The organism is Pararoseomonas baculiformis, from assembly GCF_017813395.1.
In the GTDB taxonomy this organism is placed as follows: domain Bacteria; phylum Pseudomonadota; class Alphaproteobacteria; order Acetobacterales; family Acetobacteraceae; genus Roseomonas; species Roseomonas baculiformis.
The window spans coordinates 94,364-114,973 of sequence record NZ_JAGIZB010000015.1 but is presented as its reverse complement, the minus strand read 5'-3'; the positions used below and the strand labels follow the sequence as shown (position 1 = coordinate 114,973).

Annotated in this window: 20 protein-coding genes; 11 read left to right on the top strand and 9 right to left on the bottom strand. The window is 71.2% G+C overall.

Annotated features, from left to right (window positions below; all coding sequences use genetic code 11):
* Positions 1 to 65 precede the first annotated feature (65 nt).
* Positions 66 to 2,015, top strand: coding sequence for a PhoX family phosphatase (locus J8J14_RS16150; protein WP_342452464.1), 1,950 nt, complete (start codon positions 66 to 68; stop codon positions 2,013 to 2,015).
* Between the two features lie 56 nt (positions 2,016 to 2,071).
* Complete coding sequence (locus J8J14_RS16145; RefSeq protein WP_209380565.1) at positions 2,072 to 2,758, top strand: haloacid dehalogenase type II; 687 nt, start codon at positions 2,072 to 2,074, stop codon at positions 2,756 to 2,758.
* Between the two features lie 12 nt (positions 2,759 to 2,770).
* Here J8J14_RS16145 and J8J14_RS16140 read toward each other — a convergent pair whose 3' ends face one another.
* Genes J8J14_RS16140 through J8J14_RS16130 form a run of 3 tightly spaced genes read right to left on the bottom strand, consistent with a single transcriptional unit; the run spans position 2,771 to position 6,220 of the window.
* Positions 2,771 to 3,595, bottom strand: coding sequence for an ABC transporter permease (locus J8J14_RS16140; protein WP_209380564.1), 825 nt, complete (start codon positions 3,593 to 3,595; stop codon positions 2,771 to 2,773).
* A gap of 1 nt (position 3,596) precedes the next feature.
* Complete coding sequence (locus J8J14_RS16135; RefSeq protein WP_209380563.1) at positions 3,597 to 4,541, bottom strand: ABC transporter permease; 945 nt, start codon at positions 4,539 to 4,541, stop codon at positions 3,597 to 3,599.
* Entirely contained in the window at positions 4,541 to 6,220 is a 1,680-nt protein-coding gene (locus tag J8J14_RS16130; RefSeq protein WP_209380562.1) for a peptide ABC transporter substrate-binding protein, read from the bottom strand. Before J8J14_RS16130 ends, J8J14_RS16135 begins: the two co-directional genes overlap by 1 nt.
* Before the next feature lie 179 nt (positions 6,221 to 6,399).
* Between J8J14_RS16130 and J8J14_RS16125 the strand changes: the two genes are divergently transcribed.
* Entirely contained in the window at positions 6,400 to 7,020 is a 621-nt protein-coding gene (locus J8J14_RS16125) for a DUF4412 domain-containing protein (RefSeq protein WP_209380561.1), read from the top strand.
* Positions 7,021 to 7,067: 47 nt separating this feature from the next.
* On the opposite strand, the gene J8J14_RS16120 is transcribed toward J8J14_RS16125, so the two are convergent.
* Positions 7,068 to 7,790: an orotate phosphoribosyltransferase gene (locus tag J8J14_RS16120; RefSeq protein ID WP_209380560.1), complete on the bottom strand. Its 723-nt coding sequence runs from the start codon at positions 7,788 to 7,790 to the stop codon at positions 7,068 to 7,070.
* 72 nt (positions 7,791 to 7,862) lie between these two features.
* On the opposite strand from J8J14_RS16120, the gene J8J14_RS16115 reads away from it, so the two are divergent.
* The gene (locus tag J8J14_RS16115; RefSeq protein ID WP_209380559.1) at positions 7,863 to 8,831 is read left to right on the top strand and encodes a mitochondrial fission ELM1 family protein; all 969 of its coding nucleotides are present in this window, start codon (positions 7,863 to 7,865) and stop codon (positions 8,829 to 8,831) included.
* On the opposite strand, the gene J8J14_RS16110 is transcribed toward J8J14_RS16115, so the two are convergent.
* Positions 8,812 to 9,414 (bottom strand): hypothetical protein, encoded by a 603-nt coding sequence (locus J8J14_RS16110; RefSeq protein WP_209380558.1) that lies wholly within the window; start codon positions 9,412 to 9,414, stop codon positions 8,812 to 8,814. The two genes, J8J14_RS16115 and J8J14_RS16110, sit on opposite strands and share 20 nt — an antisense overlap.
* 170 nt (positions 9,415 to 9,584) lie before the next feature.
* Here J8J14_RS16110 and J8J14_RS16105 point away from each other — a divergent pair, with 170 nt between their 5' ends.
* The 4 genes from J8J14_RS16105 to sugE all read left to right on the top strand — a co-directional run bounded on the left by J8J14_RS16105 (position 9,585) and on the right by sugE (position 13,504).
* Positions 9,585 to 11,531 (top strand): sensor histidine kinase, encoded by a 1,947-nt coding sequence (locus tag J8J14_RS16105; RefSeq protein WP_209380557.1) that lies wholly within the window; start codon positions 9,585 to 9,587, stop codon positions 11,529 to 11,531.
* 68 nt (positions 11,532 to 11,599) lie between these two features.
* Positions 11,600 to 12,670, top strand: coding sequence for a tartrate dehydrogenase (locus J8J14_RS16100; protein ID WP_209380556.1), 1,071 nt, complete (start codon positions 11,600 to 11,602; stop codon positions 12,668 to 12,670).
* 168 nt (positions 12,671 to 12,838) lie between these two features.
* The gene (locus J8J14_RS16095; RefSeq protein ID WP_209380576.1) at positions 12,839 to 13,078 is read left to right on the top strand and encodes a hypothetical protein; all 240 of its coding nucleotides are present in this window, start codon (positions 12,839 to 12,841) and stop codon (positions 13,076 to 13,078) included.
* Positions 13,079 to 13,183: 105 nt separating this feature from the next.
* Complete coding sequence (sugE, locus tag J8J14_RS16090) at positions 13,184 to 13,504, top strand: quaternary ammonium compound efflux SMR transporter SugE (protein WP_209380555.1); 321 nt, start codon at positions 13,184 to 13,186, stop codon at positions 13,502 to 13,504.
* Between the two features lie 27 nt (positions 13,505 to 13,531).
* Here the strand turns inward: sugE and J8J14_RS16085 are convergent, their stop codons facing one another.
* Positions 13,532 to 15,148 carry a sensor histidine kinase gene (locus tag J8J14_RS16085; RefSeq protein ID WP_209380554.1) on the bottom strand — a complete coding sequence of 539 codons (1,617 nt, stop codon included), beginning with the start codon at positions 15,146 to 15,148 and terminating at the stop codon, positions 13,532 to 13,534.
* A gap of 147 nt (positions 15,149 to 15,295) precedes the next feature.
* Positions 15,296 to 16,516 (bottom strand): 3-hydroxybenzoate 6-monooxygenase, encoded by a 1,221-nt coding sequence (locus J8J14_RS16080; protein ID WP_209380553.1) that lies wholly within the window; start codon positions 16,514 to 16,516, stop codon positions 15,296 to 15,298.
* 120 nt (positions 16,517 to 16,636) lie between these two features.
* Here J8J14_RS16080 and gtdA point away from each other — a divergent pair, with 120 nt between their 5' ends.
* Together gtdA and J8J14_RS16070 are read left to right on the top strand one after the other, a co-directional pair.
* The gene (gtdA, locus tag J8J14_RS16075) at positions 16,637 to 17,695 is read left to right on the top strand and encodes a gentisate 1,2-dioxygenase (protein WP_209380552.1); all 1,059 of its coding nucleotides are present in this window, start codon (positions 16,637 to 16,639) and stop codon (positions 17,693 to 17,695) included.
* 108 nt (positions 17,696 to 17,803) lie between these two features.
* Positions 17,804 to 18,070, top strand: coding sequence for a WGxxGxxG family protein (locus J8J14_RS16070; RefSeq protein WP_209380551.1), 267 nt, complete (start codon positions 17,804 to 17,806; stop codon positions 18,068 to 18,070).
* 153 nt (positions 18,071 to 18,223) lie between these two features.
* Here J8J14_RS16070 and J8J14_RS16065 read toward each other — a convergent pair whose 3' ends face one another.
* Both J8J14_RS16065 and J8J14_RS16060 read right to left on the bottom strand, forming a co-directional pair.
* Positions 18,224 to 19,186 (bottom strand): Bug family tripartite tricarboxylate transporter substrate binding protein, encoded by a 963-nt coding sequence (locus J8J14_RS16065; RefSeq protein WP_209380550.1) that lies wholly within the window; start codon positions 19,184 to 19,186, stop codon positions 18,224 to 18,226.
* A 14-nt stretch (positions 19,187 to 19,200) separates the two neighbouring features.
* The gene (locus tag J8J14_RS16060; protein WP_209380549.1) at positions 19,201 to 19,920 is read right to left on the bottom strand and encodes a class II aldolase/adducin family protein; all 720 of its coding nucleotides are present in this window, start codon (positions 19,918 to 19,920) and stop codon (positions 19,201 to 19,203) included.
* A gap of 193 nt (positions 19,921 to 20,113) precedes the next feature.
* Between J8J14_RS16060 and J8J14_RS16055 the strand changes: the two genes are divergently transcribed.
* Positions 20,114 to 20,566 (top strand): MarR family winged helix-turn-helix transcriptional regulator, encoded by a 453-nt coding sequence (locus J8J14_RS16055; RefSeq protein WP_209380548.1) that lies wholly within the window; start codon positions 20,114 to 20,116, stop codon positions 20,564 to 20,566.
* Positions 20,567 to 20,610 lie beyond the last annotated feature (44 nt).

Sequence of the window (20,610 nt, the reverse complement as noted above, 5' to 3'; positions counted from 1 at the left end):
GCGTCATCCGGGCATCGCGCGGCGGGCCTATGAGCGCGCCGTCGAGCCGGGGGGCGGGTATGTCGGTGGGTGATCCACAGCAGCATGAGGCGCTGACCCAGCAAGAGCTGGAGGACCAGGGCAGCAACCCGGCGCCGCTTGATCCGATCGGGGCGGTGCTCGGGCGGCGCATGGCGCGCCGCGCGGCGCTGCGCGGCCTGTTCGGCGGCGCGGCCGTGGCGGCGCTGCCGCGCATGGCCGAGGCGCAGGCGGGTCCCGTGTCCAGCCTGGGATTCCAGGCGCTGCCCCATGGCGTGGGCACGCGCGACGCGGTGCCCGAGGGCTATGAGGTGCAGGTGCTGATGCGCTGGGGCGACCCGGTGCTGCCCGGCGCCCCCGCCTTCGACCCCGCGAACCAGAGCGCCGAGGCCCAGGCGCAGCAATTCGGCTACAACAACGACTACCTGGACTTCTTTCCGTTGCCCCCGGGTGATGCCACGAGCGAGCACGGGCTGCTCGTGGTGAACCACGAATACACCAACCCCGAGCTGATGTTCGCGGGCTTCCCCGATGCGCGCGCGGCGCGGCGGGGCACGAGCGAGGCGCAGTTCCGCGTGGAGCTGATGGCCCATGGCGCCAGCGTGGTGGAGATCCGGCGCGAGAACGGGCGCTGGCTGCCGGTGGAGGGGAGCGCGCGCAACCGCCGCATCACCGGCGAGACCGAAATGCGCATCAGCGGCCCGGCAGCCGGGCATGAGCGGCTCCGCACCTCACAGGACCCGGACGGCACGCGGGTGCGCGGCACGCTGAACAACTGCGCCGGCGGCAACACGCCCTGGGGCACGGTCCTGATCGCCGAGGAGAACTTCAACTACTATTTCGGCGGGCAGGGCGTGGGGACAGGCCCGCAGGCCGCGGCCTGGAAGCGCTACGGCTTCGTGGGAACCCCCATGTACAGCTGGCACCGCTTCGATCCGCGCTTCGACCTGGCGCGCGAACCGAACGAGCCGAACCGCTTCGGCTGGGTGGTGGAATTCGACCCCTATGACCCGCAGGCCGTGCCGGTGAAGCGCACCGCGCTCGGCCGCTTCAAGCATGAGGGCTGCACCCACGCCGTTTCCGCCGATGGCCGCGTGGTCCTCTACATGGGCGACGACGAGCGGTTCGACTACGTTTACAAATTCGTCACGGCGCGCCCCTGGAACCGCGAGGACCGCGCCGCGAACCGGGACCTGCTGGACGAGGGCACGCTCCTTGTCGCGCGCTTCCACGACGATGGCAGCATGGAATGGCTGCCGCTGCTTCATGGGCAGGGGCCGCTGACGGAGGCGAACGGCTTCCGCTCCCAGGGGGATGTCGTGATCGAGGCGCGGCGGGCGGCCGACCTGCTGGGCGCGACGCCGATGGACCGGCCGGAGGATGTGGAGGCGAACCCGGTGAACGGGCGCGTCTATGTCATGCTGACGAACAACGGCAACCGGCGCGAGGGAAGCACCGATGCCGTGAACCCGCGCGCCGCCAACGCGCATGGCCATGTGATCGAGATGATCCCGCCGCGCGGCCCTGGCGGGGTGGACCATGCGGCGCTCACGGGGCGGTGGGAGCTGTTCCTGATGGCCGGGCAACCCGGCGTGACCCCGGGCGCGTCCTATCATCGCGGCGTGGGCGGGGATTCGGGCTGGCTCTCCTGCCCCGACAACTGCGCCTTCGACAGCAAGGGGCGGATCTGGATCTCCACCGACGGCGCGCAGGCCGCGGCGAAGGTGGCGGATGGGCTCTATGCCGCGGATACGGCGGGTGAGGGGCGGGCGCTGACGCGGCGCTTCTATGCCGCGCCGACCGGGGCGGAGGTGTGCGGGCCCTTGATCGGCCCCGGGGACCGCACCGTGTTCCTGGCCATCCAGCACCCGGCGGAGGAGCGGGGCAGCAGCTTCGACACGCCTTCCACCCGCTGGCCGGATTTCCAGGATGGCATGCCGCCGCGCCCCGCGGTCATCGCCATCGTGAAGACGGACGGCGGCGTGATCGGAAGCTGAGCCGCCGCGCGCGCCCCTGCCGCGTTGACCTCCCGCATCGGGAACGGGAGAGGCGCATGCTGGGGCTGGGCGGGCCGGAGCGGCCGGAGGTGGTTGCCTTCGACATCATCGAGACGGTGTTTCCCCTGGAGCCGCTGCGGCCCGTGATCACGGAGCTCGGCCTTCCCCCGGCAGGGCTGGAGGGCTGGTTCGCGGCCGGGCTGCGGGATGCCTTCGCGCTTTCCGCCACCGGGGATTTCCGGCCATTCCCGGAGGTGCTGCGCGCCGCGCTGGACCAGGTGCTGGCCGAGCAGGGCCTGGCCCCGCCCGAGGAGGCCAGGGCGCTGCTCGCCGCGCGCATGAAGGCCCTTCCGGCGCGGCAGGATGCGCGGGAGGCCTTCGGGATGATCGCGCGGGCGGGGATGCGGATCATGGCGCTGAGCAACGGCGCCGCCGCCTCCACCCGCGGCCTGCTGGAACAGGCCGGGCTGGAAGACCTGGTGGAGCATGTCGTCTCGGTGGAGGAGGTGGGGACCTTCAAGCCGAGGCGCGAGGTGTATGAGCATGCGGCACGGATCGCGCAGGCCGAGCCCGGGCGGATGGCACTGGTCGCGGTGCATCCCTGGGATATCCAGGGGGCGAAGGCGGCGGGCATGACCACCGCCTATGTCTCGGTGGAAAGGCCCTTCCCGCCGGTGATGCGGAAACCGGACCTGGAGGCGCCCTCCCTCAGCGGCGCGGCCGAGGCGCTGGTCGCGCTCTAGGCACCGCGCGGATCAGCCCCGGGCGCGCAGCCCATCCGCCACCAGCATCGCGCCCGCCACGGCGAGCGCGATGGCCAGGCCGGGCCAGAGGGCCGCCATGGGGGCGCTGAAGACGAGATCCTGGGCATTGGCCAGCATGTTGCCCCATGAGGAGGCGGGCGGCTGGATGCCGAGGCCGAGGAAGGAGAGGGTGCTCTCCGCCAGGATGGCCCCCGCCACCGCGAGCGATGCGGCGACGGTGAGAGGCGCGGCGAGGGCCGGGGCGACATGCCGCCGGAGCAGCCGGGCCTCGCTGACGCCGAGGGCGCGTGCGGCGCGGACATGGTCGCGCGCAAGCACGGAAATGGCCGCGGCGCGGCAGAGGCGGGCGACGCCGACCCAGCCGAAAAGCGCGAGGATCAGCACGATCCGCAGCACGTCCGAAAGGGCGCCGCCCCGCGGCAGGCCGATGGCCGCCGGGTCCATGGCGGCCAGCAGCACGAGCAGGGGCAGGGCGGGCAGCGCAAGCAGCCCGTCCGCGATGCGCATCAGCAGAGCATCCACCCACCCGCCCCGCCATGCGGCCAGCAACCCGGCGGCGAGTCCGATGAAGGTGGAGGCGAGGGCGGCGGCGAGGCCGACCGCGAGGGAAATGCGGGCGCCGTAGAGCAGGCGGGCCAGGATGTCGCGCCCCAGCTCGTCCGTGCCCAGCGGGTGATCCGCGCTGGGGCCGGACTGTCGGGCGAGAAGGTCCGGCATCTCCGGGTCCACGCCAAGCCAGGCGGCGGCCCAGGGGGCGGCGATGGCGGCCAGCGCCAGCAGGCCGAGGATGGCGAGGCCGAGGCGCAGGCGCGTCATCCTAGCGCCCCGCCCCGATGCGCGGGTCCAGCGCGCGCTGGGCGAGGTCTGCGGCCAGGGTGGCCAACAGCGTGGTGGTTGCGACCAGCAGCAGGGCGAGGAGCGCGAGGTTGTGGTCGTTGCCCATCACCGCATCGGTCAGCAGCTTGCCCATGCCGGGGCGGGCAAAGACGGTCTCCGTGATGAGCGCACCGGAGACGAGGACGCCGGCATCGAGCGCGAGGATGGCGAGAAGCGGTACGGCGGCATTCGGCAGGGCATGGACCATGGCGATGCGCCGCTCCGGCGCGCCGCGGGCGCGGGCGGCGGTGATCCAGGGCGCGCGCAGCACCTCGGCCATGGAAGCGGCGGTGTGGCGGGCATAGGCGGCCAGATGGGCGATGGCGAGGGTGGCGGTGGGCAGGACGAGGAAGCGGGCGGCCTCCGCCATTCCGGGTTCCTCGGGCGCGCCGCCGGCGGGCAGCCAGCCCAGGGTGACGGCGAAGAGGATGATCAGGAGGATGCCGAGCCAGAAGGCAGGCAGGGCCTGGGAAAGCAGGGCCAGGCCATCCACCGCGCCCCTCCAGGCCGGGCGCAGGGCGGCGAGCACCCCCGCCGCCGTGCCGAGGATGGCCGCGAGCGCGAGGGCGGTGCCGAGCAGCAGAAGGCTGCCGCGGAGCGCGGGCCAGAGGATCTCGGCGGCCGGGCGGGCGAAGAGGCGGGAATAGCCGAATTCCCCGCGCAGCACGCCGGTGAGCCAGGCCCACCACCGGGCCAGCAGCGGCTGGTCCAGCCCGTGCAGGGCGCGCATGCGCTCGACATCGGCGGGGCCGAGGCGCGGGTCGGACATCATGGCCATGGAGATCGGGTCTCCGGGCATGGCACCGATGGCGAGATAGGCGGCGAGGGAGAGGAGGATCAGCGTGACCGCGATCTGGGGGATGCGCCAGGCGATGATGCCGAGCATCAGCGCGCCCGCCAGTCCGTCACCCAGAGGGAGGAGGGGGACATGTTGCCGGTGGGGCGGATGCCCTGCAGCCATTGCGGCCAGACATGGGCATCGGCCCGGTGCCAGAGCGGAAGCGCGGGCAGGTCCCGGTGGATCATGGCCTGCAGGCGGGACCACATCGGGCGGCGCTTCTCCGCGTCCAGCTCCTGCGGCAGGGCTTCGAGAAGGGCGTCCATCTCGGGGTTGGCATAGCCGGGATAGTTCTGCCCGGACCAGTTGCGGGCGGCGTTGGGGATTTCATCCGAATGCAGGGTCGTGCGGGGCACGTTCTCCGGGCTGCTGATCCAGGCGAAGAGCACGGCGCCGTTGAACTGGCGCTTGGACAGCGTCTCCCCGAACAGCACGCGCGGGGGCTGGTTGGCGATGCGGGCCTCGATGCCCAGGGCCCGCCACTGGCCCTGGATGACCTGCAGCACCGTCTCGCGGGAGCGGTTGCCGGCGGTGGTTTGGAGATCGATGGACAGGCGCTCTCCGGCGGCGTTGCGCCGGATGCCGTCTGGCCCGGGGCGCCAGCCGGCTTCCTCCAGCAGGGCGGCGGCGCGGACAGGGTCGTGCGGCCAGGGAACGAGGCCCGGGTCGCGCATCGGGTCATCCGGGTGGATCGAGGTGGCGGCGATCGGCTGGCGGCCGTCGAAAAGGCTCTGCACGATGCGGGGGCGGTCGATCCCCATCATCAGCGCCTGGCGCACGCGCGCATCCTGCAGGACCGGGTTGTCCAGGCGCAGGTCCAGATGTTCCCAGACCAGGCCGGGCCGGTATTCGAAGCGGAAGCGCCCGCGCACCCGGCGTTCCAGCGCGATGGCCTGGTCGAGGGAAAGGCCGAGCTCGCCCGCGATCATGTCGATCTGCCCGGCGAGAAGCTGCGCCTCCATCGCGGCGGAGTTCTCCACCACGCGGATGTTGATGCGGCGGAAGGCGGGGGCGGGGCCGGCCCAGGCCTCGTTGCGCTCCAGCGTCACACCGGCGCCGGGCTGGACGGCGGTGATCCGGTAGGGGCCGTTCCAGAGGCCGGGGTTGGTGGTGCTGGTGTCGTAGGCGGTGCGGGAGCGGTAGTTGCGGCGATCGGCCTCCCAGATCGGGCGCTCGATATGCGCGGGCAGGGGCTGGAAGCTGCCCGCGCTGCCGGCGTCGAAGCTCACGCGGTCGAAGCGAAGTGTGACGCTGCGCGGGTCGGTGGAGATGAACTCATAGGCCTGCCGGTAGAACTCGGCGCCGCCGAAGCCCGTCTCGAAGGCGCGGCCGGCTTCCCAGGCGAAGCGCATGTCCTCCGCCGTTACCGGGCGGCCATCGCCCCAGCGCAGATCCTCCCGCAGGCGCCAGGTGACGCGCATGCCGGGCTTGCCGTCCGGCGTGTTCTCCAGCGTGACCTGCCCGTTCTCCAGCGTGGGGAAGGTGTCGCAGGCCAGGCAGAGAGGCTTCCAGTCCGGGCCATGGCCGGTGAGGGGGCGCATCGCGAAGCCCAGGATGTAGGACTTCGCAAGCATGCTCTCGATATTCGGGTGGAAGGTGCCCGTGGCCTGGGAAAGCCCGATGGTCAGGGTGTCGCGCGGCTGGGCACCGGCATGGCCCGGCAGCACCGGTGCGGCGAGGAGGGCGAGGGCCAGGGTGGCCGCGCGGCGGGGCAACGCTTCGGTCATTCCCCCGATGATGGTGGGCTTTGCGGGGCGCCGGTAGGGGGGAAGGCCTCGCGGCGCGGCGCCCCGGAAATCCGGGAGGGAGAACGCCGCGGCGCCCCTATCGCGCGAACGTGCGATGTTCCAGGCTGTTTGAATACGGGGCGGCACCAGAACTCTGGGGCTGTTGAAGAGGAAGGCTGATGTTGAGAACCGTGACGATGGCGGCCCTTGCCCTGGCCGCGCTGCCGGCGCTGGCGCAGACCGGGCCCGCCCATCTCCGGCCGACGCGGGACGTCGCCGTGACCTACCGCATGGAAGGCGGGTCCCCGCAGCAGCCAAAGGAGATGCGGATGGCCTGGGACGTATCGACGGAGCGCCAGCGCATCGAGGCGCCGGGTGCGCCGGGCTGGATGCTGATCGACCGCAAGGCCAACACGGCGGTGATGGTGATGGATGCGCAGCGCATGCTGATGCAGATCCCGTCCTCCGCCGCCGCGGCGATGATGCAGGACCCGCCCGCGGACACGGTCTTCACCCCCAGGGGAACGGACCGGATTGCCGGCACGGCCTGCAATCTGTGGGAGACGACCATCACCGCGGGTAAGAGCACGGTCTGCCTGACCGAGGATGGCGTGATGCTGCGCGCGGTGACGGAACTGTCCGCGCGGCCCGGCCTGCCCCAGGGCGGGACGATGCGCATGGAGGCAACGGAGCTCCGCTACGGCACGGTGGACCCGTCCCACTTCACGCTGCCGGAGGGCTACCAGACCATGCAGGCGCCTCCGCCGAACCAGCCTGGCGGGCAGCCGCCCGCCCGCTGAGGCATGCAGGGCTGGGGCCGGCGCATGGCGCGCCGGCCCTCCCGGCCTCAGGCCGTGATGCCCTTCGAAGCCGCCTCCTCATGGCTGCCGATGCCGCCGCGGGCCTTGGACCAGGCCATCGGGTCCTCCAGGAAGCGGCGCACCTCCCGCAGGGCCTCCTCGCTGAAATAGGGGCGCTCGCGGCAGACCTCGAGCACGTCCCACCAGGTGCAGAGATGCAGCAGGTTGAGGTTCATGGCCTTCATCGTGTCGAAGGCGCCGGGGAAGACGCCGTAGAAGAAGACGACGAAGGTGTCGTTGCAGATGGCGCCGGCATCGCGCAGGGCCTGGGCGAAGCGGATCTTGGAGCCACCATCGGTGGTCAGGTCCTCCACCAGCAGGGTGCGCTTGCCCTCCGGCACGTCGCCCTCGATCTGGGCGTTGCGGCCGAAGCCCTTGGGCTTCTTCCGGACATAGGCCATGGGGGTCATCATCCGGTCGGCGATCCATGCCGCGAAGGGGATGCCCGCCGTCTCGCCGCCCGCCACGGCCTCGATGGTCTCGTAGCCGATATGGCGGCCGATCTTGTCCGCGGCCAGGTCGCAGATCGTCTTGCGGGCGCGGGGAAAGTAGATGATGCGGCGGCAGTCGATATAGACGGGGCTCTTCCAGCCCGATGTGAAGGTGTAGGGCTCCTCCGGGCGGAAGTTCACCGCCTTGATCTCAAGGAGGATGCGGGCCGTGGTGAGCGCCGCGTCGCGGTCCCATTCGGAGGCGTGCTGGAGGGCCATGATGTCTTTCCCGATGCTCTGGGGCGGCGCTGGAGGATGGCGTTTCCCTAGCCGCGCGGCGCGGCGGCGTAAATGAGCGGCCCGGGCGGGATCTGGGTTCTCGCCGATCCCAGGGCGGGGACGGCGGCGCAGGCGCTGGGTATCGCGGAGCGGCTGGGGCAGCCCTTCCGGACCCTGCCCCTGGAATGGGGGCCGCTTGCGGCGCTGCCCTGGCCCTGGCCCGGGCTGGCGGGGCTTTCCCCGGCCGCCCGCGGGCGGATCGCGGCGCCCTGGCCGGGGCTGGTGATCTCTGCCGGGCGGCGCTCCGTGCCCGTGGCGCGCTGGCTGGGGCGGCGCGGCGCGCGGCTGGTGCATTGCATGCGGCCCGGTGCCGGCGCAGGCGAGTTCGGGCTGCTCGTGGTCGGGCGGCACGACAACCCGCGTCCGGCGCCCAACGTGATGCCCATCCTGGGCGCCACCCACCGGATCTCCCCCGCCGTGCTGGACGCCGCGCGGCGGGACTGGGCAGCGCTGCTGGCGCTTCCGCGCCCCCGCGTGGCGGTGATGCTGGGCGGCGCCGTGCGCGGCCAGGGCATGCCGCCGGAGGAAGCGCTGGAGATCCTGGACCGGGTCCTGCCTCATGCGGGGAGCGTGCTGGCCACCACCAGCCGCCGCACGGGGGAGGCGGCGGCGGAGGCCCTGGCGGGGCGGCTGGCCGGGGTGCCGGGCATGCTGCATCGCTGGGGCTCGGCCGGGCCCAACCCCTATGCCGGCTTCCTGGCCGCTGCCGATTCAGTGGTGGTGACGGGGGATTCGGTTTCCATGCTGTCCGAGGCGCTGGCGAGCCCGGCATCGGTCTTCGTGGCGGGGGCGCCGCCGGATGCACCGCGCCACCGGGCGCTGCACCAGGCCCTGTTCCAGGCAGGGCAGGCGGTGCCCTTCGGCAACTTTCCGGCGGCGCCGCCCCGCGTGCCGCTCGACGAAACCGGTCGCGTGGCGGAGGCGGTGAGGGCGCGCCTGCAGGCGGGTGAAGCCGCGCTGGTCAGCGCCGCTCGGGGATGAGCGGGCCGGGTGCCGTCCTGGCGCTGTAGCCCTGCGGAATGCGGAACCGCGCCGCGTCCTGCGCGCCATAGCGGACGGAGACGGCCTCCAGCCGGTTCTCCCCGCCATGGGGAAGAGGCGAGACGGAGCGGAGGAGCAGGCCGTCGGCGGTGACGCAAAGCCTTGCCCGGCCATGGGCACGCCCGGCCTGCCAGATCGTGCAGGGCTGGCCGGCCACGCGATCCTCCCCCGCACGGGCCAGCTCCGCCCCGGCCGGAAGGTCCAGCGCCATGCCGGCGGCAAGATGGGGTGGCAGGCGCATGAAGGTGAGCTGGCTGTCCACGACCATGGTTGCCCGCGCGGGCTGGCGCTCCACAAGGATCCAGCCCGGGGCGCCCGGTGGCTCCATGCGCGACAGGCCGGCCGAGGCGAGCCAGGCGACGCGCATCTCCCGCGCTTCCGGCCCGGCGCCTGAAACGCGGTAGGTCACGGCCACGTCGCGGCTGGGCTGGAGGGAGGGCATCTCCGGCCTGGCGGGCGCCTGGGCCGAGGCGGCGCTGGAGAGGAGGACTAGCGGGAGCAGCAGGGCGGCCGGAGCACGCATCCGGGAACCTTCGGCAGGAGAACGAATCGGACCGGATGGGCCAGCCGGACCCCAGCCCAGCAACCCGGGATAGCTTCTTTGAGTTTATTCTAATTAACGATGCAACGATGTACACATCTCTGCGATCTGTGATGGCCGGGATGTCATTGCACCGGTCTGAAGGAGACAGCTTGCACGGATCAGAGGCCGGAGAGGAAGAATCCGGGAATGCCGGGCCAATGGAAGGCGGCACGGACTTTCTCCGTGGCGCCGGCCACGCAGGGGAACTGATCCGGCAGCCCCGCGTCGCGGAGGGACCGCTTGGCCACCCGGCGAAGTGGTCGGCCACGCTGCGCTGCATCATGGGCATCATCCTGCCCTCGCGCGCGCAGATCGGCGTCTTCTGGGGGAGGGACTACGTCGCCCTGTACAATGACGCCTTCGCGCCCGCGATCGGCGAGAAGCACCCGCGCGCCATGGGGCGGCCCGCGCGGGAGAATTGGGCGGAGATGTGGGACACGCTCGAGCCCCTGCTCCGGCGGGTCCGCGAAACCGGCGGGACGGTGGAGGCCCGCGACCATCCCTTCCTGATCGACCGCCACGGCTATCTGGAAGAGGTGTTCTTCGACATCTCCTATTCCCCCATCCATGAGGATGGCCGGGTGGCCGGGGTGATGTGCGTGGTGGCCGAGACCACGGGGCGCGTGCAGGCGGATCGCCGGCTGCGGGCCTTGCGGGCGGTCGGGCTCGCCCTGCGCGCCGCCGCCGGGCCGGGGGATGCATGTGCCCGCGGCCTGGCCGCCATGGCCGCGGAGAACCCGGCCGACCTTCCCTGGGCGCGCATCCTGCTGGCCGGGAAGGAAGGGTTCTCGGTTGTCGCGGACCATGGGGAAGTGCCGGCCTGGGCGACGGCCGAGGCGATGCGGGCCTTGGTGGAACGGGCCGATCCGCAGCCGATGTCCGGTGCACTGGCTGTGCCGCTGACGGCCGCCGGTCAGGCGGTGGGCGTGTTCCTGGCCGGGCTGCACCCAAATCTCCGCCTGGATGGAGACTATTCCAGCTATCTCGGCCTCGCGGCCGAGCAGTTCTCCCACACGATCGGGCGGATCCGCCGGGAGGAGGAGGAGCGCCGCGCCGCGGTCGTGCTGCGCGAGAGCGAGGCCAGGTTCCGCAACCTGGCCGACCATGCGCCCGTGATGATCTGGATGACGCGCCGGGACGGGACCTGTACCTATCTCAACCAGCGCTGGTACAGCTTCACTGGGCAGACGCCCGAGACCGGCCTCGGCCATGGCTGGCTGAACGCCGTGCATCCCGAGGACCGGAGCCATGCCGGGCAGGTCTTCGCCCAGGCCACGGCCGAAGCCGCCGCCTTCCAGATCGAGTACCGGCTGCGAGGGGCCGATGGGCGCTATACCTGGATGATCGATGCCGCCGCGCCGCGATGGGATGGGGACGGGCAGTTCGCCGGCTACATCGGCTCGGTGCTCGACATCTCGGAGCGGCGGCGGGCTGAGGAGGTGCGGGACCTGCTGGCGCGGGAGCTGTCGCACCGGATCAAGAACATCTTCATGATCACCGGCGGGCTGGCGGCGCTCACCGCCCGTGGCGATCCGGAGGCGGAGGATTTCGCGGCGCGGCTGCAGGCCCGGCTGCGCGCCCTTTCCGTGGCGCATGACCTGGTGCAGCCGGATCTGCCCGGCCGCCAGGGCGGGGCGCCCGCGCCTACAGTGCTCACGCTTCACGGCCTGCTGCGCGCGCTCCTCGCACCTTATGCGGATACCGGGGGCGGGCGGGTCACCGTGCAAGGGGAGGACAGGCCGCTGGGCTACTCGGCGGCCAATGCTGTGGCGCTTGTGCTGCATGAGCAGGCCACGAATGCGGTGAAATACGGCGCGCTTTCCCTTCCGGCGGGGCGGGTGACGATCACCACCCGCGTGGCGGAGGGCGTGCTGCACCTGGAATGGCGGGAAACGGGCGGGCCGCCCCTGTCGGGCCCGCCGACGCGGCGGGGCTTCGGCACCGCTCTGGCGGCGCGCAGCATGGGCGGGCAGGTGCGGGGCCGGCTTTCCCATGAATGGCGGCCCGAGGGGCTGGTCCTGCGGCTGGAGGTCCCCGAGGCCAGCCTCACGCGCTGAGTGGCGGGGGCTTGTCCCGCGCCGGCATCGGGGGCACCACCACGAACAGGCGGCGGAGGGAGAAGTCCATGGCGCGCAAGCACAGGATCGCGGTGATTCCCGGCGACGGGATCGGCAAGGAGACGACCCCGGAGGGGCTGCGCGTGCTGGATGCCGCCGCGCGCCGCTTCGGCTTCGAGCTGGAGCTGAAGCATTACGGCTGGTCCTGCGAGACCTACGCCCAGACCGGCAAGATGATGCCGGATGACGGGCTGGAGCAGCTGCGCCAGCATGACAGCGTGTTCCTGGGCGCGGTGGGCTGGCCGGGGGTTCCGGACAATGTCTCCCTCTGGGGGCTGCTGATCCCGATGCGGCGGGACTTCGACCAGTACATCTCGCTTCGCCCCTGCCGGCTGATGCCCGGCGTGCGCAGCCCGCTGGCCGACCGCGCGCCGGAGGACATCGATTTCGTCGTCGTCCGCGAGAACACGGAGGGTGAGTATTCCTCCTCCGGCGGGCGGATGTTCCGCGGCACCGCGCGGGAATTCGTCACGCAGGAAAGCGTGTTCACGCGCCATGGCTGCGACCGGGTGATGAAGTACGCCTTCGAGCTGGCGATGAAGCGGCCGCGGAAGAAGCTGACCTCCGCGACCAAGTCCAACGGCATCACCTTCACCATGCCGTTCTGGGACGAGCGCTTCGCGGAGATCGCGAAGAGCTACCCGGAGATCAAGACGGACCAGTTCCACATCGACATTCTCTGCGCCCATTTCGTGCAGCACCCGGACTGGTTCGACGTGGTGGTGGCCTCCAACCTCTTCGGCGACATCCTGAGCGATCTCGGGCCCGCGGTCGCCGGTTCCATCGGAATCGCGCCCTCGGCCAACATCAACCCGGAGCGCGAGCATCCCTCCATGTTCGAGCCGGTGCATGGCAGCGCGCCGGACATCGCGGGGAAGGGCATCGCGAACCCGATCGCGCAGATCTGGTCCGGCGCGCTGATGCTGGAGCACCTGGGCGAGGCGGAGGCGGCCCTGGCCATCACCAACGCGATCGAATCGCTGCTGGCGGAGGGCGGGCCGCGCACGCGGGACCTGGGCGGCAATGCGGGCACCCTGGATGTCGGCAGGGCCCTGGCGGAGGTGGTGGCGCGGGGCTAGGCTCCCCGCACCCCGGGGCCGGCGCTGCCACGCGCGGGCCGGGCCCCGGGGTTCCCGATGCACTGCATCAATCGACACTTGAACGCTTGTTCATATGTCGGTATAAACTGCTCAGGTGTTGCGAGTTATTCTCAACGGCATCGCAACACGGGAATGGGGTTCGATCGGATGGGGCACGACTACAGCTACATCGCCCGCAACTGCGAGCGCGCCGTGGTGACGGCGTATCGCGAGCTGCGCGATTCGGGCACGAATGATTTCAGCGCCTTCGGTGCCTGCACGTCGCTCTACCGCATCCACCATCCCGAAGCCTCCGTGACCGAGGCGCGGCGCCTTGTGGCCGAATGGATCGACCACCATGTCGTGCGCGTCGCGAGCGGCCCCACGCCGGGCTGCGAGTGCGACTGATGCCTGCGGGCCAGGCCTGATGGCCTGACCTGCCCGCCGGGGACGACCCCGGCGCCATACCCGATCACGCCGGGACGGCCCGGCCCCAATACGAGGGGCCGTCACATGGCCTGGATTCTCCTTGTCTTCGCCGGTCTTCTCGAAGTCGTCTGGGCCTTCGGCATGAAGGCATCCCACGGCTTCACGCGCCTGGGCTGGAGCGCCATCACCCTGGCCGCGATGGTGGCGAGCGTGGGGCTGCTCGCCCTGGCCATGCGCAGCCTGCCCCTTGGCACCGCCTATGCCATCTGGACCGGTATCGGGGCGCTCGGCGCCTTCATCGTCGGGATCGTCGTGCTGGGCGAGGCTGCCACGCCGATGCGCCTGGCCAGCGCGGCGCTGATCCTGGCGGGACTCGTGGGGCTGAAGCTTTCCGCCGGCGATTGAGGCGCGGCGCCAGGCCGCGCGCGGTCCCTAGTGGCCGGGCCGGGTAACGGGAGTGATGCGGATCGCGGCCCGCAGCCCGGCGGGCTCGAACAGCAGTTCCACCTTGCTCCCGGGCCCGAGGTCCTGGGCGAGCCCGCGCTCGAGAAGCCGGGTTCCGAAGCCGCGGCGGTCTGGGGGGCGGACCACGGGGGGGCCTCCCCGCTCCTGCCAGCGCAGCACGACCTCCTTCCCCTCGGCAGCCTCGCAACGGATCGTGACGGACCCTTCCGGCACGGAAAGCGCGCCATATTTCGTCGCGTTCGTGCCCAGCTCATGGAAGGCCAGCACCAGGGCCTGCGCCTGCCTCGGAGAGACCTCCGCCTCATCCGTGCCATCGGGCATCTCGATCCGGATCGCGCGGCCATTCTCCAGCCAGGGGGCCAGGGCCGCGCGCAGCGTGACCTCGATTCCCGCCGGTTCCCAGCCCTGGGCGGTCAGGAGGTCATGCGCCCGCGCAAGCGTCCGCAGCCGCGCGCCGAAATGCCCCGCGAAGCGGCGCGGATCCCCGCCCACGCCCTTCAGCGTCTGGGCGGCCAGCCCCTGCACCGTGGCGAGGATGTTCTTCACGCGGTGGTTCAGCTCCATGAGCATCAGCTCATGCTGCCGCTCTCCCCGCGCGCGCTCAGCCGCCGCCCAGACGCGCTCGGCCACGCCGCGCACGAAGGCGATCTCCTCCTCGGTCCAGCGCCGTGGCGCGGCGGAGTGGACATAGAGCAGGGAGGAGACCTGCCCGGCCTCGGTCCAGGGTGCGTGCAGGCAGGCGCGAACGCCCAATGCCATGAACTTGGCGGCGCTGGCCCCGATCCGGTGATCCGTGAGCACGTCCTCGATCACGACGACCTCTCGGCGCCGGAGGATCTCGGCGAAGCCCTCCCAGTACAACGGCAGCGAAAATATGCCACTCAGGTTCGGGAGCGCGGCGCCCGCCCAGTCCCGGTCGATCCTGATGGTCTGCGCGGCATTGTTCACCATGCCATAACCCGCGCGGTCCGCCCCGAGGGTGCGCCCCACGATCTCCGCCGCCACATAGGCGATCCCCGCGGGATCGCCGGTCTCGCGAAGGCGGTCGCCGAGTTCCACCAGCGCCGCCAGGCGCCCCTCCGAGGCCTTCCGCGCCGAGATGTCGTGCACGATGAGCACGCCACCCCTCGTCCTGCCCTCCGTGACGATGGCGGCGTTGGAGCAGGCCACGGGGATGGCGGAGCCGTCCCGCCGGAAAAACACATCCTCATGCGCGTGCAGGGTCTCGCCGGTCGCGAAGACATGGCCGAGCGGACACTCCGCCATGGGGTAGGGCCGGCCATCCGGGCGGTGGTGATGGACCCGGTCGTGCAGGAGCTCGCCCAGCATCTCCTCCCGGCGCCAGCCGAACATCCGCTCCGCCGCCGGGTTCATGAAGGTGACGCGGCCGTGCTCGTCCAGCAGGAACATGGCCTCGGCAGCGTTGTCGGTAATGGTGGAGAGCAGGTCGGATCGCGCGCGGAGCGCGTCACGGCTCGCAGCCAGCTCGGCCTGCACGGCACCGCCATCTGCGGAGGGCGCCGGATCGGGCGCGCCCTCGGCCCGCCGCGGGACCAGGGCTGGGGAGCCCGTGATGCTGCTCACGCCCGGCTCGGCACCGGGGCGGCAAGGCGGCCGCCGGACCCGGGCGAAGTCGGACGACGAAAGGCTTGGCACCAGCGCATGGCCGAGAATGACAAAAAGGCGCCGCGGAAGGAAGCCGCATGGGCCGGCACGATGTGTTCCCCGGCCTCAGGCCCCGGCCAGGGCCGCGCGGGGGGAGGGGGCATCGTCGAGCCCGGTTTCGCCATACAGCCAGTTGATCGCGTCGTACCACGCCTCCCGGGACTTCGCGGCCATGATGCTGTTTCGCAGCGCCGCATGGGCCCCGGCGGGGTGGTAGATATGCTCCCCCACCTGGCGGGACTGCAGCTGAACCCGGGCGGTGCGCAGCAGGCGCCGGCGCCGATAGGCCTCCAGCGCCGCCTCGGGCGCCTCCGGGCGGGCGGCCATCTCCTGGGCCAGCACCACCCCGTCCTCCATCGCCATGCAGGCGCCCTGCGCCAGGTACTGCAGCGTGGGATGCGCCGCATCGCCCAGCAGCGCCACGCGGCCATCGACCCAGCGCTCCACCGGGTCCCGGTCGCAGAGCACCCAGAGCTTCCAGTCCCGCCCATGGCGGATGATGCTCTGCGCACGGGGATGGACGTGGTGAAAGCCGGCCATCACCTCCTCCTCGCCCACGGGCTGCCCGGCCACCGGCTCCGGCGCGTCGTTGTGGTAGGTGACGACGAGGTTGAACTGCTTCCAGCCCGAGAGTGGGTAATGGACGATGTGGCATTTCGGCCCGGCCCAGAGCGTGGCCGCGTTCCAGCGCAGATCTTCCGGCATCTGCTCCGTCGGGATCACGGACCGGTAGGTCGTGTGCCCCGTCACGCGCGGCGGCCCATCCCCCACCACGCGCTGCCGGATGCGGGACCACAGGCCATCCGCGCCGATCAGGACTGCGCCCCGCACGGACTCGCCGGATTGCAGGAGCGCCGTGACCGAGGCGCCGTCCTGCTCATAGCCCGTCACCATGCTTGATGTGCGGAGCGTGACGCGCGGCTCCGCCTGGCAGGCGCGCAGCATGACCCCATGCAGGTCCCCCCGATGCACCACGGCATAGGGATTGCCGAAGCGCCGGCGAAAGGGCTCGGTCAGGTCGATGCTGGCGATGTCCTCGGCCGTCAGCGCGTCCATCAGCCGCAGCCGGTCCACATACACCGCCAGAGCCCGGGCCTCGTCGCCGATGCCCAGGTGGTCGAAGGCCTGGAAGGCATTGGGGCCGAGCTGGATGCCGGCGCCGATCTCGGCCAGCGCCGGGGCCCGTTCGAGCACCGTGACCGTGAAGCCCGCGCGCGCCAGGCCGAGCGCGGCCGCCAGCCCGCCGATGCCGCCGCCGGCCACGAGGATCGGCCTGTCCTGGGCCATCGCGCTGCTCCCGCAAACCCCCGCCGCCACGCCCCGGCCTTCGCGCCGGGACCGGCTTCGGAAGGTTTGACACAATGCATATATTCAGCATACGGTCAATTCCGTAGAACGGAGGAAGCCATGGCCGCCGAACCCCGCATCCCACCCGCCCAGGAAGCGGCACGCCAGGCCTTCTACGAACGCATCGGCCAGCAGAACCTGACGCCGCTCTGGCTCTCCCTTGCCGAGCTGGTGACGCCGGAGCCGCGCAGCGCCTGCCGGCCGGCCAGCTGGCGCTTCGACGAGATCCGCGCCGCGATGATGGAGGCCGGCGGCCTGATCACCGCGAAGGAAGCCGAGCGGCGCGTGCTGGTGCTGGAGAACCCCGGCCTTCGCGGCCAGTCCCGCATCACCACCAGCCTCTATGCCGGCGTGCAGCTCGTCCTGCCCGGGGAGGTGGCGCCCGCGCATCGCCATACCCAGACCGCGCTGCGCTTCGTGCTGGAGGGAAGCGGCGCCTACACGGCCGTGAATGGCGAGCGCACGATGATGGAGGAAGGCGATTTCATCATCACGCCCCCCATGGCCTGGCACGACCATGGGAATGACAGCGACAGGCCCATCTTCTGGCTCGATGGGCTGGACATCCCGGTGGTGCAGTTCCTGGACGCCTCCTTCGCCGAGCATCTTGGCCAGGACGAGCAGCCCATCTCCCGTCCCCTGGGTGACAGCGATGCCCGCTTCGGCGCGAACCTGCTGCCAGTGGACCACCGCGGCGGGGCCGGCAGCTCGCCCGTCTTCAACTACCCCTATGCCCGCACGCGCGAGGCGCTTGAGAGAATGCGGCGCGCGGAGGCCTGGGACCCCTGCCACGGGTTGAAGATGCGCTACACGAACCCCGTGACCGGCGGCCATGCCATGGCCACCATGGGCACCTTCATCCAGCTCCTGCCCAAGGGCTTCTCCAGCGCCGCCTACCGCTCCACGGACGCGACGATCTTTGTGCCGATCGAGGGGCGCGGCCGCAGCGTCATCGGCGATGACTTCGTCGTGGACTGGGGCCGGCGCGACATCTTCGTCGTCCCCTCCTGGAAGAAGGTCCGCCACGAGGCGTCGGAGGACAGCGTGCTCTTCTCCTTCTCAGACCGGCCGATCCAGGAAGCGCTGCACCTCTTCCGCGAGGATCGCGGCGGGGCCTGACGGCCAGCCCGCCCCGGCACCTTCCCGCCAGCGCAACCATCCCCGTGATTTTCTGTTACATTTCCATGACGTCAGCGCGAGGGACGTCTGGAAAAAGCAGGAGGTTACATGCGCCAACACCGGACCAAGACGCTTGCCCTGGCAGCGGCTGCCGCGTGCATGCTCAGCAGTGCCGCCATCGCCCAGACAACCGGAACAACGCCAGGAACCGGCACGACCGCGGGAACCGGCACGGCCTCGACGACTGCCATGACAGGCGCCCGCGACGATCGCGACGGTTTCAACTGGGGATGGCTGGGCCTCATCGGCCTTGCTGGCCTCGCCGGCCTGTCCGGGCGGAACCGCAACACCCACACATCCACGCTTAACCGGTAGTCCATAGAGAGCCGCAGAAGGGCGCTCTCCCGATCGGCGATGCGCCTTCACGAATGGCCCGGCTGCAGCCACCTCCCCGCAGCCGGGCTTTTCAATTGCGAAGCTTGCACATCGTCCGGCCGGCCTCCCGGCGCGGCTCCTGCGGGCTTCGGCCTATTCCGGCTGGATGCCCGCGAGCTGCGCGATGCGCGCATTGCGTTCCGCCTCGGCCTCGATGAAGCGGGCGAAATCGGAACGGCTCTCGGAAACCGGTTCCGCGCCCTGGTCCGCGATCCGCGCACGGATCTCCGGCTCCCGCGCGATGGAGCGGATGGCCGCGTTCAGCCGCTCCGCCTCCGCCTCCGGCAGACCCTTCGGTGCCCAAAGCGCGTACCACAGCGTGAAGTCCAGCCCCGGCATGCCCTGCTCGGCAATGCTGGGAATGTCCGGCGCGCGGGAGGAACGGCGCGGGCCCATGATGGCATAGGCGCGCAGCCGCCCGCCCTCGATATGCGGCAGGGCCGAACCGAGCGGCGCGACCATCAGCGCGGCATTGCCCGAGATGACGTCTGTCAGCGCCGGGGCGGTGCCGCGATAGGAGACGACGAGCGTATCGGCGCCCACCTCGCGCTTGAAGCTCTCCGTCGCCAGATGCCCCATCGCACCCAGCGCGGAATTGGCGAAGGGCAGCTTCTCCGGCTGCGCCTTCATCGCCGCGGCCAGCGCGGCCACGCCGCCCTCCGGTGTCAGCCGCGGGTTGCCCACCAGCACCATCGGCGCGGTGGCCAGCCTCGCAATGGGCGTGAAGTCCGCGATGGGATCATAGGGCACGCTGCGCATCACGCGCCTGGCCATCAGGTGGATATCGGCATTCACCAGGAATGTCTGGCCATCGGGCGCCGAGCGCGCCACCTCGGCGGCGCCGAGCGTGTTGTTCGCGCCCGAGCGGTTCTCCACCACCCAGGCGGCATCCGTCACCTCCCCGAGGCGAGCGGCATAGAGGCGCCCGATCACGTCGATGGCGCCACCCGGGGCGGCGGGCACCACCAGGCGCACGCTGCGGCGCTGGGCCATGGCGCCCGCGGGGAGGGTGGCGAGGAGTGTGGCGGCGGCAAAGGCGCGGCGGCTGAACGGCATGGCCGGGATCCTCCTCAAATGCCGCCGAAGCCGGCGCGGGCGCGCCAGCAGGACCAGGCGCGGTCCAGCGGGCGCTCGCCCATCAGCATCTCCGCCGTCAGCCGCGCCTCGCCCTCGCTGAGATAGCGCGGCGTGCCCATGGCCATGGCGCGGGATTGCAGCTCCGCATTGTCCTTCATCCGCACGCAGATGAAGACCACGGCGGGCAGGGAATGCGCGGCGCAGGTGGCGCCGTGGTTGCGCAGCAGCACCGAGGTCCCGCCGCCCAGCGCGCGTGCCAGGCTGTCGGCGCGTGGCACGTCGTCAATCAGCATGTTGGTGTCGCCGAACTCGTCGCGACTGTCCCAGACCGGCACGGGCCCGCCCAGCACCGAGGCCATGTGGAAGATCGGCCGCAGCGGCACCTCCGTCACCGTATAGGGCAGCACCGCGGGGCAGTGGTGATGCACCGTGGCCTGCACATCCGGTCGCGCGGCGAAGATGCGCGCATGCAGCACGCTTTCCAGATAAGGGCGCATGCCCTTGGGATCGACCGGCACGCCATCCAGCGTGAATTCCAGCAGATCCTCCCGCGTCACCAGCTCGGGTGAGCGGGAGCGGGAGACGAAGAACCGGTCCGGCCGCCCGGGATGGCGCAGCGCCACATGGCCGAAATCATCCAGCACCCCCTCATGGGCCAGGATTCGGTTGGCGATCACCAGATCGCCCAGAAGGGCGTGCAGGTCCGATGTCATGCGGCGTCCGTCCCTATGGACCAGCGGATGGCGCGCGGGCCGGCGCCTCCCCGGCCTCTCCCGTGGGGAAGTGGTTGAAAAGACCGTATGCGGTCAATAAGCATGCGGTCAATCTGTTCCGATGCCGTGCAACATCGCCCGGATCAGGGTGAGCGGCTATGAGGGAGGCGATCAAGGGAACCACGGCACCCCGATGCAGCATCTCTACGCAATGCCGGGCCATCTCATCCGGCGGGCCCACCAGATCTCCGGCGCCCTTTTCGCCGAGGAACTGGATGGGTTCGACCTTACCTCGGTGCAGTTCGGTGCCCTCTACGCCATCCGGGCCCATCCCGGCGTGGACGCCACCCGCCTGTCCTCGCTGATCGCCTTCGACCGCTCCACCCTGGGCGGCGTGATCGAACGGCTGGAGGCGAAAGGTTGGATCCGGCGCGATCCGGCTCCTGGCGACCGCCGGGCGAAGCGGCTGCACCTGACCGCAGAGGGCGAGAAGCTGCTGCGCGACGTCGAGGAACCCGTTCGGCGGGTGCAGGAAAGACTCCTCGCCCCACTGCCGCCCGGTGACCGCGCCACCTTCCTGCGCCTCCTGGCGCAACTCACCCAACTGCATGCCGGAACTCCGGGAATGGATGACTGCCCCGAATAGGTCCGCTGCACCTATTCCCGGGGAGAGGAAGAAGGAATTCTTCC

Excerpts from the sequence above, each read along its gene's own strand:
- J8J14_RS16145 (WP_209380565.1), top strand. The coding sequence starts at position 2,072 with ATGCTGGGGCTGGGCGGGCCGGAGCGGCCGGAGGTGGTTGCCTTCGAC.
- J8J14_RS16140 (WP_209380564.1), bottom strand. The coding sequence starts at position 3,595 with ATGACGCGCCTGCGCCTCGGCCTCGCCATCCTCGGCCTGCTGGCGCTG.
- J8J14_RS16135 (WP_209380563.1), bottom strand. The coding sequence starts at position 4,541 with ATGCTCGGCATCATCGCCTGGCGCATCCCCCAGATCGCGGTCACGCTG.
- J8J14_RS16130 (WP_209380562.1), bottom strand. The coding sequence starts at position 6,220 with ATGACCGAAGCGTTGCCCCGCCGCGCGGCCACCCTGGCCCTCGCCCTC.
- J8J14_RS16125 (WP_209380561.1), top strand. The coding sequence starts at position 6,400 with ATGTTGAGAACCGTGACGATGGCGGCCCTTGCCCTGGCCGCGCTGCCG.
- J8J14_RS16120 (WP_209380560.1), bottom strand. The coding sequence starts at position 7,790 with ATGGCCCTCCAGCACGCCTCCGAATGGGACCGCGACGCGGCGCTCACC.
- J8J14_RS16115 (WP_209380559.1), top strand. The coding sequence starts at position 7,863 with ATGAGCGGCCCGGGCGGGATCTGGGTTCTCGCCGATCCCAGGGCGGGG.
- J8J14_RS16110 (WP_209380558.1), bottom strand. The coding sequence starts at position 9,414 with ATGCGTGCTCCGGCCGCCCTGCTGCTCCCGCTAGTCCTCCTCTCCAGC.
- J8J14_RS16100 (WP_209380556.1), top strand. The coding sequence starts at position 11,600 with ATGGCGCGCAAGCACAGGATCGCGGTGATTCCCGGCGACGGGATCGGC.
- J8J14_RS16095 (WP_209380576.1), top strand. The coding sequence starts at position 12,839 with ATGGGGCACGACTACAGCTACATCGCCCGCAACTGCGAGCGCGCCGTG.
- sugE (WP_209380555.1), top strand. The coding sequence starts at position 13,184 with ATGGCCTGGATTCTCCTTGTCTTCGCCGGTCTTCTCGAAGTCGTCTGG.
- J8J14_RS16080 (WP_209380553.1), bottom strand. The coding sequence starts at position 16,516 with ATGGCCCAGGACAGGCCGATCCTCGTGGCCGGCGGCGGCATCGGCGGG.
- gtdA (WP_209380552.1), top strand. The coding sequence starts at position 16,637 with ATGGCCGCCGAACCCCGCATCCCACCCGCCCAGGAAGCGGCACGCCAG.
- J8J14_RS16070 (WP_209380551.1), top strand. The coding sequence starts at position 17,804 with ATGCGCCAACACCGGACCAAGACGCTTGCCCTGGCAGCGGCTGCCGCG.
- J8J14_RS16065 (WP_209380550.1), bottom strand. The coding sequence starts at position 19,186 with ATGCCGTTCAGCCGCCGCGCCTTTGCCGCCGCCACACTCCTCGCCACC.
- J8J14_RS16060 (WP_209380549.1), bottom strand. The coding sequence starts at position 19,920 with ATGACATCGGACCTGCACGCCCTTCTGGGCGATCTGGTGATCGCCAAC.
- J8J14_RS16055 (WP_209380548.1), top strand. The coding sequence starts at position 20,114 with ATGCAGCATCTCTACGCAATGCCGGGCCATCTCATCCGGCGGGCCCAC.